Source organism: Acidimicrobiia bacterium (assembly GCA_040880805.1).
GTDB lineage: Bacteria > Actinomycetota > Acidimicrobiia > IMCC26256 > DASPTH01 > DASPTH01.
The window spans coordinates 74,481-86,558 of record JBBDHW010000047.1 but is presented as its reverse complement, the minus strand read 5'-3'; the positions used below and the strand labels follow the sequence as shown (position 1 = coordinate 86,558).

Sequence of the window (12,078 nt, the reverse complement as noted above, 5' to 3'; positions counted from 1 at the left end):
TCGCGACAACAGGACGTTCGCCAGTGCTCATCTTCGCTCCATCTCCATCTCCACGCGTTCCCGGATCACGTCGACGTCGTACAGGTCGCCGACTCCGAATCCGGAGCCGTCGGTGGACACGCCGCCGATCGCGACGACGGGGGCGGCGCCCTCCACCGCGATCTTGACGTCGTCGATCAGCTGCCCCGCGCTGTTCTCGAACACCATCACGCTGCGCACGCCCTCGGCGGCCGAACGCAGCGTGTCGTACGGAAAGGGCCACAGCGTGATCGGGCGCACGTAACCGACGGGAACGCCGCTCGCGCGCAGGTCACGCACGACGTTGCGCACGAACTTCGCCGCCGATCCGAACGCGACGACGACGTGCTCCGCGTCGGTGACATATCCGGAGTCGTGGCGTTGCTCGACCGCGGCGATCTCCTCGATGTGCGGCCCGACGGCCTGGAAGTGCGCTTCGATCCCCGGGCCCACGTCGTGGGTCTTTCCGATGCCGAGTGGGGTGACGATCTTCGCCCGACCGGTACCGCTCGTCGTACCGTCGAGCGCCCACCCTTTCGGCGCGAGCGACCCGAAGGCGATCGGCTCGATGTCGACCGCGGCATAGGTGTGGGCGATGAGGAAGTCGCCGTAGACGAGCACCGGGTTGCGCCACTTGTCGGCGAGATGGAACGCGAGCTGCGTGAGCTCGACGGCCTCGGCCACGTCCATGGGCGCGAGCACGATGTGGCGATAGTCGCCGTGCCCGCCACCACGCGTGGCCTGGAAGTAGTCGCTCTGGCCCCGCGACATGTTGAAGATCACCATCGGCAAGCCGGCCAGTGCCGCCTCGGCGAAGGACTCCTGCATCAGGGAGAGCCCCTGCCCCGTGGATCCGGTCGCGGCGCGGGCGCCGGTGGTCAACGCACCCCAGCACATTCCCACGGCTTCGAGCTCGCTCTCGGCGTTCACGCACACGCCCCCGACTTCCGGGAGACGTTTCGCGAAGTGCTCGAGCAACTCGGTGAAGGGTGTCATCGGATACCCGGCGAAGAAGCGGCAACCGGCAGCGATCGCGGCTTCGGCCATCGCCTCCGAGCCCTCCATCAGGCGCCGAGTCGGCAAGCCTGGGTCGGTCATGGTTGCAACCCGTCGTCGAGGTCGATCGGGTCGTGGAAGCGGAACACCGTGAACACCCAGTCGGGACACACCACCTGGCAGGCCTGGCAGCCCGTGCAGCCGGGATGCAGCATCGGGTAGCGGAAACCGTGCTGGTTGAGATCCTCCGACATCGAGAGCACGTCGGGAGGACACGCGGGGATGCACAGTTCGCAGCCCTTGCACCGATCGACCGCGATCGTGACGGTCCCGCGCGTGAGGACGTTCACCGCGCGCGTTCCACCACTGGGGTTTCCCAGAACGGCACGCGGCGCAGGTCGTGGAGGTCGTGACCGGCGCGGATCATGGCCGCGTTGTCGGCGATGTGTTGACGGCGGTATGCCGGCAACGACTGCGACATCCCCTCGACCAGAGACTCGACACCGACGACGCCGGTGACCTTGGCATAGGCACCGAGCATGACCATCGACTGCCCGAGCTCGCGCCCGGCGCGTGACGCGATCTCGCTGGCCGGCACGTCGACGACCTCGTAGCGGTCACGATCCGGGCCTCCGTCCGCCGCGAGCGACGAGTTCAGCAATACGAGCCCGCCCGGTTCGAGCTTGCGCGACATCCCCGTGCCACGCCCACCCGCCTCCCAGAACTGGAGGCTCATGACGATCGCCGACCAAGCCCGCGAGACGATCGGCGCGGCTTCGATCGGCGCGTCACCGATGACAACGGTGGAGTCGGTGTTGCCGCCGCGCATCGAACCGCCGTACACGCCGAAGAGGGTCACCTCGCGGCCCTCGAGCGCGGCGGCCCGTGCGAGGGTCTGCGCCGCGAGCTGTATCCCTTGACCGCCGACGCCGCTCACGAGCACCTCACGTTCCATGCGCTACCCCGAGCCCGGCCACGCAGAAAGACGCGAGATGCCCGATGTCCTCGACCGACGGCTCGACCTGCCGCACGAGGAAGTCGGTCATGCTGCCGACGACCGCCTGCCAGATCACGTACGCGTCGAGCGCGGGATCGGCGCTGCCCGCTTGGCGGAGCGCGGTCTGGAGCAATGCGCGCAGGTCGGCCTCGGCGCGGCGCCCTTTGTCGCCCACACCACCGTCGACGCGCGCCGCATTCACGTGCACCGCGCGTGTGCGGGCGGCAGCGTCGTGGTCGACGGCCTGTGCCATCATCCCCTCGATCCAGCGCCGCACCTTGCTCTGCCCCGTAGCCTCCCCCCCCATCAGATGGTCGAGATACCCAAGCAGGGTGCGCCGGCCGTCGTCGAGGATCGCGAGCACAAGGTCGTCCTTGCCGCGGAAGTGCCGGTAGAACGCGTTGTTCGAGAGGCCGGCGCGCCCGACGATGTCGCTCACCCGAGGGCTCTTGTCGGGCTGCTCGCACATCACGTCGATGGCCGCCTGCATGAGCAGCCGCCGCTCGCGCGTCGAAGCCGCCTGCTCCGCCGCCCATGCCGAGATCGACAGAACCCCGTTCTCCTGCTCTCGCCGGTCCAGCACGACCTCGGCGCCCCGAGCACGATTCATGCGAGAACGTTATTCTGCGCGGATGATGAACACCAGCGGCGTCGCGGGCGCCGCCGCCGCCACGCCCGACAAGGCCGCGCTGGTGTGGCGTGATCGCCGTGTCAGCTACGGGGAACTCGATCGCCGCGTCAACCGGCTGGCGCGCGCGCTCGACGCCCTCGGCGTCGCGCGCGATGCACCGATCGTGACGACGCTCGGGAACCGTCCGGAGTGGGTGGAGGTCGCGCTGGCGAGCGCGCGGCTCGGCGCGCGGTTGGTGCCGGCTTCGTGGCGTTCGACCACCGACGAGCTCGACTACCTCATGCGCGACTCGGGTGCGGTGCTGCTCGTGAGCGACGACAACGCACGTGCCGACGACATCGGGCCGACACTCCACGTGGGAGAGGAGTACGAGCGCGCGCTCGCCGAGCACACCGACGTTGCGATCCCGGGCGCGACATCACCCGACTTCGTGGCGGTCCGCGTGTACACATCCGGCACGACGGGCCGACCCAAGGCCATCGTCCGCCCCACGAGCGCCGGACCATGGACGGCGGGCGCACGTCCGAACACGTCCTTGCTCCAGTTCTGGGGCCTGACCGATGCCGACGAGGTGAACCTTACGTGCCTCCCGCTGCACCACGGTGCGGGGCACGGCTACCCGCTGCAGGCTCTCGCGTGCGGGCAGACCGTCGTCCTCATGGAGCGATTCGACCCCGAAGCGCTCCTCGCACTCATCGAGGCCGAGCGCGTGACGTACATGAACATGGTGCCGACGCAGTTCGTTCGCATCGCCGCCCTCGATCCGGAGGTGCGCGAGCGCTGCAACCTTTCGTCGATCAAGCGGGTTCTCCACGGATCGGCACCGTGTCCCATACCTGCGAAGCAGGCGATGTTCGACCTGTTCGGCCCGATCATCTGGGAGACCTACGGCGGCATGGAGGGGCTGGCCACCATCGCGTCGCCGGAAGATTGGCTCTCGCACCCGGGCACCGTCGGGCGCGCGGCGGCCGCGCTCGGCATCGAGGTCGTGATCCTCGACGAGTCGGGCAACGAGGTGCCGGCGGGCGTGCCCGGGCTGGTGCACATCCGACCGCCGGGTGGTCAACGGTTCGAGTACGCGGGCTCGCCGGAGTCGACCGCGTCGGCGTGGCGCGGCGATCTGTTCACCGTCGGCGACATCGGCTACCTCGATGACGAAGGTTTCCTGTTCCTGATCGACCGCCAGAAGGACGTCATCATCACGGGCGGCGTCAACGTGTACCCCGCGGAGGTCGAGCGCGTCCTCACCGCGCACCCGAGCGTGTCCGACGCGGCGGTAATCGGCGTTCCCGACGAGGAGTGGGGCGAGTCGGTGCTCGCGATCGTCGTCCCCGCAACGCCGGTCTCCGCCGACGAGCTCATCGCGCACTGCCACGAGCAGCTCACGAGCCACAAGTGCCCGCGGTCGATCGACTTCGTCGACGAACTGCTCGTCGACCCGCTCGGCAAGGTGCGGAAGCGCGAGCTCCGTGACCGCTACTGGCGCGCAACACAACGACAGATCTGACCGTACAATCGCGGGCGACGTCGCTCGCGCGTACCTGGGGGGTCGCATGAATGGTCGTGGGAGCAGGCTCTTGGGTCTCGTTCTTGCCGCATCGCTGGCCACCGCGCTGGTGATTCCGGCCGCCGCCGCGGTCTCGGCGCCACCGGGGGCGGCCAAGCCCAACCCGGGATCGGGCATCGGTACCGCCGCGGCGCTCGACAACCCGAAGTGCACGCACGACGAGCCCAGGTTCGGCGTGTACGGGCGCTTCAACTCCACCGTCGTCGGCGGCGGACCGGTCTGCGTGAAGCCCTGGAAGGACGGTGACGACAACGGCGGCGCCACGGCACCCGGCGTCACCATGGACCGGATTCTGGTGTACGCGATCATCCCGAACGACCAACAACTCAGCATGGTCGGCGGCGCGACACCGATGAACCGCGTCGACAACTCGAAGGGCACGTACCAAAACGCGATCCACGACTACCTGTTGCCGCTCATGCAGTACTACGAGACGTGGGGCCGAAACATCGAGATGCGGTTCTACGTCTCGACCGGCCAGGACGAGGCCGCGCAGCGTGCCGACGCGATCACGATCAAGGCCGAGAAGCCCTTCGCGGTGATGGATCTCGCGCCCACCGCCCTCGACGTGTTCGATACCGAGATGGCCAAGGCGAAGATCCTCGTGTTCGGCTTCTCCACCACCACGCAGAAGGCGCTCGCCCAGGCGCCGTACCGGTGGGGACAGAGCGACACGCAGGCCGCCGCCAGCAACTCCACCGAGGTCATCGGCAAGCAACTCGTTCACAAGAAGGCGAAGTTCGGCGGCGACGACGTGAAAAGTCGGACACGCAAGTTCGGCACCGTCTACATCCAGGACATCATCGACGTCGAGCAGATGAAGAGCAACCTCAAGAAGTACGGCGGCACGATCGCGTCCGAAGCGAGCTACACCGCCAACGGATCGACGATCGGCGACGCCACGAGTGCCCAGGAACAAGCGCCGGTCATCGCGACGAAGCTGAAGGAGGCGGGCGTCACGACCGTGATCCTCTTCACCGATGTCGCGATGACGCGATCGCTCATGGACAACGCGACGAAGCAGGAGTGGTTCCCCGAGTGGTTCTTCACCGGCACCGTGTTCCACGACCTCGCACTCCTCGCCCGCTCGTATCCAGTCGAGCAGTCGTCGCACGCGTTCGGCATCTCGAACGTGTCGCCGTGGGTGTACCCGAACCCGGCCGCGGCGAACACGCTCGACGGCACCAAAGAACGTCTCGACTGGTACTGGGGCGAAGGGGTCGGCACCACGGCCAGTTCCCCACCTCAGCAGATCCTTTGGCTGCTCAGCGGGATCCAGGCCGCGGGGCCGAAGCTCACACCGAAGACGTTCCAGCAGGGTCTCTTCTCGCTCCCGGCCACCGGTGGCGCCGCGCTGGGCTACCCCACCGGGACCATGACCGGGTACGGCAAGAACGCCGGCTTGCCCTACGACGAGTACATGCAGGTGGGCATCGACTTCGGCGTCGTGTGGTGGGACCCCGAGACGAGCGGTCCCTCACAGGGAACCGGAACCGAAGCCAAAGGGGTGGGGTGGTACGCCAACGACTCGAAGCGGTTCCGAAGCGGCACCGTGCCGAAGCGGCAGTTCAGCTGGTTCGACAAGGCGACCTCGGTCTACAAGTTCGATACTCGCCCGACGCCGACGCCCGTGTACGCGGGTGACTGCACCGGATGCCCGAGCCAAGGCGGCGCGGGACAAGCGGGCACGCCGAGCTCCAGCGGGTTCGTCGCGAAGGCGAACGGTGACGGCGATGCTGCGCTGTAGAAGCGCGGTGTTCGCGACGGTCGCGGCGATGGTCGCCGCGCTCACCATCTCGGCGGTCGCCACGTCGGCGGTCGCGCCGCCGCCACGCACCGGGAAGCCCACGCCCGGCTCCGGCATCGGCAGTGCGGCCGCGCTCAACAATCCCAAGTGCCGTCACGACGACCCGCGCTACGGCGTGTACGGCCGGTTCAGCTCCACCGTCGTCGGCGCTGGGCCGGTCTGCGTGAAGCCCTGGAAGGCCGGTGCCGACAACGGCGGTGCGACCTACCGGGGCGTCACCAAGGACAAGATCGCCGTGGTCGCGGTGCTGCCGAACGAGTCCGAGCTCAGCGCCGCGTCCGTCGCGGGAGGGACGCTACCGGTGCGACGCGTCGACATGACACCGGGCGGCTCGTACGCGGATGCGTTGCACGACTACCTCCTGCCGCTGATGAAGTGGTACGAGACATGGGGACGCGACATCGAAGTGAAGTACCTGACATCGTCGGGCTCCGACGAGACGGCACAGCGCGCCGATGCGGTCACCGTCAAGGCGATGAAGCCCTTCGCGGTGATGGACAACGTCACCGCCGGCCTCGACGTGCTCGACGCCGAGCTCGCCAAGGCGAAGATCCTCGTGTACGGCGACTCCGCGACCACCACGAAGGCGCTGGCCCAGGCGCCGTATCGGTGGGGTCTCAGCGACGCGCAAGCTGCCGCGCTCAACGCCGGTGAGGTCATCGGAAAGCAACTCGTGGGGAAGAAGGCCGAGTTCGCGGGTAGCGACGACGCCAAGGAGCAGACTCGCAAGTTCGCTGCGGTCTACATACCGACGCTCATCGACATCGACCAGTTCGAGAGCTTCTTCAAGCAGTTCGGCGGCACGCTCGCGTCTGCCAACAGCTACTCGAGCAACGGCGGGCCGTTCGGGGACGAGCCGCTCGCGCAGGAGCAAGCCCCGATCATCGTGACCAAGATGAAGAACGCCGGCGTGACGACGGTCATCCTGCTGTCGGACTACGTGATGAACCGGGCCCTCATGGCGCAAGCCAAGAAGCAGGAATGGTTCCCCGAGTGGTTCCTCACGGGCGCGTTGTTCCAGGACCTCGCGCTGTTCGCGCGGACCTACGACCAGGAGGAGGCCGCGCACGCGTTCGGCATGTCGAACCTCATCCCGTACACCCAGCCCGACCCGACGCCTCCTCCTCCGGAGAAGTCGCTGACGGTGCTCACGAACCCGCTCACGTGGTACTGGGGCGAGACCGTAGGCACGCAGGTGACATCGGTGATCCCGCGCGACGTCGGTTGGCTCCTCACCGGGATCCACGCGGCGGGTCCGAAGCTCACGCCGAGGACGTTCCGGCAGGGTCTCTTCTCGCTCCCGGCCTCGGGCGGCGCAGCGTCGGGTTACCCCACGAGCTTCTTCGTCGGCTACGGCCGGACCCCGGGTCTGCCCTACGACGAGTACCTCCAACTCGGCCTCGACTTCGCGCCCGTGTGGTGGGACGCGGAGACGACCGGCCTCGGGAACGCCCTCGGGAACTCGGGCAAGGGCGTGCTGCGTTACATCAACAACGGCAAGCGCTACCTGAGTGGTACATGGCCGAAGAAGCCGTTCGCCTGGTTCGACACCGACGGCACCGTCATCAGCTTCGACACCCGGCAGACGCCCACACCGGTGTACACCGGTGATTGCCCCGACTGCCCGGCGGCGGGCGGCCCGGGACAGGCCGGCGCATCGAGCAGCAGCGGGTTCGTCGCCAAGGCGAACGGCGCGGGCGAGACCGCGTTGTAGGAGCGAAGGGGGACACCATGACTCGTCGTACGCAGCACGGCTTTCTTCTCGGGGCGGTGACCGCCACGACCGCGGCCGTGGTTGCCGCGCTCACCGTGTCGGCATTCGCGACGGTCGCGCCGCCGCCCGGCGCGGGGAAGCCAACCTCGGGTTCGGGCATCGGTACGTCGGCCGCGCTCAACAACCCAAGGTGCCATCACGACAACCCGAACTACGGGGTGTACGGGCGCTTCAACTCCACCATCGTCGGCGGCGGGCCGATCTGCGTGAAGCCCTGGAAGGAGGGTGCCGACAACGGTGGCGCCACCTCCCAGGGTGTCACCAAGGACAAGGTCACCGCCGTGGCCGTCCTCCCGAATGACACCCAGCTCGAGGGAACGTCGCTCCCGGCAGGAACGTCACCCGTCCGCCGCACCGACCTCACGTCGACCGGCGGCACCTACGCGGACGCGGCGCACGACTACTTGCTCCCACTCATGAAGTACTACGAGACGTGGGGGCGCGACGTAGAGGTGAAGTTCGTGACATCGTCGGGCAGCGACGAGGCGGCACAGCGTGCCGACGCGGTCGCGATCAAAGCGCTGAAGCCCTTCGCGGTGATGGACATGGTCACGGCCGGGCTCGACGTGCTCGACGCCGAGATGGCCAAGGCGAAGATCCTCGTGTACGGCGACGCGACCACTACTGCCAAAGCAACGGCCCAGGCACCGTTCCGGTGGGGCCTCAGCGATGCGCAGTCCGCGGCCGCCAACGCGGCCGAGGTGGTCGGGAAGCAACTCGTGGGTAAGAAGGCCGAGTTCGCGGGCAGCGACGACATCAAGAAGCAGACCCGCAAGTTCGCCGCGGTGTACATCCCGACGCTCATCGACATCGGCCAGTTCAAGAGCTACTTCAAGAAGTACGGGGGCACGGTCACCACCGAGGGCAGCTACAACAGCAACGGCACGACGTTCGGCGAGGACGCGCTGGCGCAGGAGCAGGCACCGATCCTGGTGACGAAGATGAAGAACGCGGGCGTCACCACGGTGATCATGTTCTCCGACATCGCGATGAACAAGGCGATGATGTCACAGGCCACGAAACAGGAGTGGTTCCCCGAGTGGTACCTGACCGGCGCGGTCTTCCAGGACATCGCGATCTTCGCCCGGGGCTACCCGCAGGAGCAGGCTGCGCACATGTTCGGCGAGTCGAATCTCTCGCCGTACACGCAACCGGACCCGATTCCACCGCCGCCGGCGAAGTCGTTGACCGTGCAGACCGCTCTGCTCACCTGGTACTGGGGCGAGACGGCCGGCACGCAGGTAACGTCGGTCGTTCCGCGCGACGTGGTCTGGCTGATGCGAGGCATCCATACCGCAGGGCCCAAGCTCACGCCGCAGACGTTCCAGCAGGGGCTCTTCTCCATCCCAGGGTCGGGCGGCGCGGCGCAGGGCTACCCGACCGGGGCGCTGGTGGGCTACGGCAAGAACCCCGGGCTGCCCTACGACGAGTACATGGACCTCGGCCTCGACTTCGCCCCGGTGTGGTGGGACCCGGAAACGACCGGGCCGTCGAACGGCACCGGGAGCTCGGGGAAGGGCGTGATCACGTACGTCAATGGTGCGAAGCGTTATCGCGCGAGCACGTGGCCCAAGAAGCAGTTCGCGTGGTTCGAGAAAGAGGGCGCCGTCGTCGGCTTCGACACGCGCCAGACGCCGACGCCCGTGTACGCGGGTGACTGCGCCGAGTGCCCGGCCGGCGGCGGGCCGGGCCAAGCCGGCGCACCAAACAGCGACGGCTTCCTCGCCAAGGCCTACGGCATCGATCAGTTCGCCGGCGCGTAAGGAGCGAACGTCCGCGCATCGGGGTATCCCCGATGCGCAGTGAGCGACCCACAATCAGGAGTAGACGTCGCCGAGTGTGTGGATGCGCGCGTCGTGGATGCCCATCTGTTGACGGCGGAACGCCGACCACTGGTGGAGCGGCCACGCGTCCTGGTCGTCGCCCCACGCCTCGACGCCATTGATCGACCAGTGCATCAGGCTCTGCCAGCACACGCCGTGCACACCGGAGATCGGGATCGCCATGCGGCTCACACTCTCGCCTTCCACCGTGAGCTCTCGACCCTCCGAATCGACCGCGTCGACGAACACGCGGCGAACGAAGCCGTGCTCCGGATCACGCTCGCGCCGCTTGGTGCCTGTCACCATGTCTTTGCGCACGCCGTCGAGCACGACGAAGCCGCCGGCGCCCGCACCGAAGAACGCCGTTTCGGGTGACGCCATGCCGGTGATGTAGCTGCTGCGCCCGCCGTTGTCCTTCCACTGCTCAGGTCGAAGATGCCACCACGAGTGGTCGCGCATCGCGTAGCAGTCGATCGGGATCTCTTCGCCGTGAAGCACCAGTGTTCCCGTGACGTGGCCGAACTGGTCGAGGTGGCGCGGCTTCGCATCTCCCGGCTCACCACCACCCTGCACGCGCCGGCTCTCCGACACGCGCACCCACGGTGACATGACCGCGCGCCAGTCGAGATCGAAGTTGATGACGTCGCGGTCGGCGAACGTGAGGCGGTACTGCTCGAGCGGTTCGAGCATCTGGATGCGCTGCCCGCTCGGGAACGTGAAGTCACGCAGGTCGCGTTCCGCAGGCAGCTGTGTGTTCCAGTAGTTGATGTAGTACGGCGTCTCCAGGTGGAACCACGCGGTGTCGTCGAACACGAACACACCGCCGCCCGCGATCCCGATCGTCGGCCGCACGTAGTGGTAGCTCCAGCAGCCGAGCTTGCGTTCGGGGTCGAAGAACCAGAACCAGAACGTCTCGTGCTCCCACCAGTGGTCCGATTCGGGTTCGTGGAAGTTGTCGTCGTCGAGCAGCGACTCGTTTCCCTCGCGCCACTCCTTGCGATCAGGGTGTTCGGTCACGATTCGCCGGGCCTTGCGCGCCGGTACAACGAGAAGCCGGTGGCGACGACGCGCCCGCCCTCGCCGTGGTCGCGGAGCTCGGCGCGACACGCGACGGTCTGGTTGCCGGCCGCGAGCACGCTCGCCGTCGTGACGAACGGCCCGGTCTTCCCGCGCTGCACGATCGTGGTTCCCGTGTGCTCCGCGTAGATCGCGTCGGTCCCCGCGGTCTCGCGTGCGGCGTCGAGCGCGGCCGCTTCGAGCATCGCCTGGATCGGGCCCTGGTGCAGCGAGTCGGCGCCCACCTGCGGCGACAGGCCGGCGAGCTCGTAGCCATGACCATCATCGGCGCCGCGGCGAGGAGCCACGCCGAAGGCCTCCACGAACGCAGGAAGGTCGGGCCGGTCGGGCACACCCGGACCGGGGTTCACGTAGACGAACCCCGGCGGCGTCGGCGCCATCACCGCCCAGCTCGTGGTGCCGAAGCCGATCACGCGGCCGGGACGCGCCGCGTCCTCGAAGCGGCCCTGCGTGAACATCTGCGATCGACCCTCCCGGACGATCTCACCGAAGATCCGCACCTCCGCGACATCGTGGGCGGAGTCGAAGACGGTGACGTCGATCTGTGTCGGTGCACAGCGTCCGATCGCGTCGACGTTGATCCCCGCGGTGTCGAGTAGCGCGATGCCGAGCGGAGCGGCGAGCAGGCCGCCGGCAGTGCGCAGGTCGCTGCGCAGCCGCATGCCGCCCTCGGCGGTGCCGCGTGAAAGCGCCGTCGACGAGCACCCGAGGTACCGGTACGAGACGAGCCCGCCCTCACCAAGGCTTCGCTTCCATGCCGCCCAGTGTTCGTCCGTGTCCATCGCGCCGCACAATAACGCCCGGTCGCGGTCACGGCTCGAAGGGCCCGCGGCCTTCCCCGGGACCACCCGCCGCGTAGAACTGCTGCCACGTGTCGTACATGAACGGCGCCTCGGCCGCGCCGGCTTCTTGACCCGGCCACCGCACACGGTTCGGTCCGACGGGTCGGTCGAGAAGGTCCGCAACGTAGAAGAGGTGCACCCGACGCCAGCGGAAGTACCACTTGCTGTCGTCGCGGCGCTCGTACCGGTCGTGATAGCGCAGCATCGCAACAACCCAGCGGTCGCCGATTTCGTGCTCCGCGCGGCAGTAGATGTGACCTTCCGCGCGATCGTCGTCGAGGAATTCGAAGACGGCGTTGGCCGAGTTCACGTGGCACGTGACACCCCACTGCTTGCACAGGTTCGTGTAGTGCTCGTGGAGCGGGCCACGGCCGCGCTCCGCCCCCGGGTAGGCGCGGACGTCGTCCACGAACAGCTGCACCACCCCGTCGATGTCGCGCGCGTCGAGGCACAGCGGGTACCGCGCCACGATGTCGCGGATCGATTCGAGGCTCTCGAGCCGGTCGATTCGAGCTTCGAGGTCCGTCACCACACGTCCTCCTGACT

General features: G+C 67.9%; 11 protein-coding genes. 4 read left to right on the top strand and 7 right to left on the bottom strand.

Annotation, left to right across the window (positions count from 1 at the left end):
• Nucleotides 1-27 precede the first annotated feature (27 nt).
• From WD271_12895 to WD271_12880, 4 genes are read right to left on the bottom strand one after another with little or no spacing between them, the layout of a single operon-like run.
• Complete coding sequence (locus tag WD271_12895) at nucleotides 28-1,116, bottom strand: hypothetical protein (GenBank protein MEX1008726.1); 1,089 nt, start codon at nucleotides 1,114-1,116, stop codon at nucleotides 28-30.
• Nucleotides 1,113-1,364, bottom strand: coding sequence for a 4Fe-4S dicluster domain-containing protein (locus WD271_12890; protein ID MEX1008725.1), 252 nt, complete (start codon nucleotides 1,362-1,364; stop codon nucleotides 1,113-1,115). Before WD271_12890 ends, WD271_12895 begins: the two co-directional genes overlap by 4 nt.
• Entirely contained in the window at nucleotides 1,361-1,969 is a 609-nt protein-coding gene (locus WD271_12885) for a 2-oxoacid:acceptor oxidoreductase family protein (protein ID MEX1008724.1), read from the bottom strand. The genes WD271_12890 and WD271_12885 overlap by 4 nt, the downstream gene beginning before the upstream one ends.
• Complete coding sequence (locus WD271_12880) at nucleotides 1,959-2,621, bottom strand: TetR/AcrR family transcriptional regulator (GenBank protein MEX1008723.1); 663 nt, start codon at nucleotides 2,619-2,621, stop codon at nucleotides 1,959-1,961. Before WD271_12880 ends, WD271_12885 begins: the two co-directional genes overlap by 11 nt.
• A gap of 25 nt (nucleotides 2,622-2,646) precedes the next feature.
• Here WD271_12880 and WD271_12875 point away from each other — a divergent pair, with 25 nt between their 5' ends.
• The 4 genes from WD271_12875 to WD271_12860 all read left to right on the top strand — a co-directional run bounded on the left by WD271_12875 (nucleotide 2,647) and on the right by WD271_12860 (nucleotide 9,553).
• Nucleotides 2,647-4,149 (top strand): AMP-binding protein, encoded by a 1,503-nt coding sequence (locus WD271_12875; GenBank protein ID MEX1008722.1) that lies wholly within the window; start codon nucleotides 2,647-2,649, stop codon nucleotides 4,147-4,149.
• Between the two features lie 70 nt (nucleotides 4,150-4,219).
• Nucleotides 4,220-5,956: a hypothetical protein gene (locus tag WD271_12870; GenBank protein ID MEX1008721.1), complete on the top strand. Its 1,737-nt coding sequence runs from the start codon at nucleotides 4,220-4,222 to the stop codon at nucleotides 5,954-5,956.
• Entirely contained in the window at nucleotides 5,934-7,730 is a 1,797-nt protein-coding gene (locus tag WD271_12865; GenBank protein MEX1008720.1) for a hypothetical protein, read from the top strand. Before WD271_12870 ends, WD271_12865 begins: the two co-directional genes overlap by 23 nt.
• Nucleotides 7,731-7,747: 17 nt before the next feature.
• Nucleotides 7,748-9,553: a hypothetical protein gene (locus WD271_12860; protein MEX1008719.1), complete on the top strand. Its 1,806-nt coding sequence runs from the start codon at nucleotides 7,748-7,750 to the stop codon at nucleotides 9,551-9,553.
• A gap of 54 nt (nucleotides 9,554-9,607) precedes the next feature.
• Here WD271_12860 and WD271_12855 read toward each other — a convergent pair whose 3' ends face one another.
• The 3 genes from WD271_12855 to WD271_12845 are packed head-to-tail and all read right to left on the bottom strand — an operon-like array spanning nucleotide 9,608 to nucleotide 12,061.
• Complete coding sequence (locus tag WD271_12855) at nucleotides 9,608-10,630, bottom strand: hypothetical protein (protein MEX1008718.1); 1,023 nt, start codon at nucleotides 10,628-10,630, stop codon at nucleotides 9,608-9,610.
• Complete coding sequence (locus WD271_12850) at nucleotides 10,627-11,472, bottom strand: hypothetical protein (protein ID MEX1008717.1); 846 nt, start codon at nucleotides 11,470-11,472, stop codon at nucleotides 10,627-10,629. The genes WD271_12855 and WD271_12850 overlap by 4 nt, the downstream gene beginning before the upstream one ends.
• A gap of 28 nt (nucleotides 11,473-11,500) precedes the next feature.
• Complete coding sequence (locus WD271_12845) at nucleotides 11,501-12,061, bottom strand: nuclear transport factor 2 family protein (protein ID MEX1008716.1); 561 nt, start codon at nucleotides 12,059-12,061, stop codon at nucleotides 11,501-11,503.
• Nucleotides 12,062-12,078 lie beyond the last annotated feature (17 nt).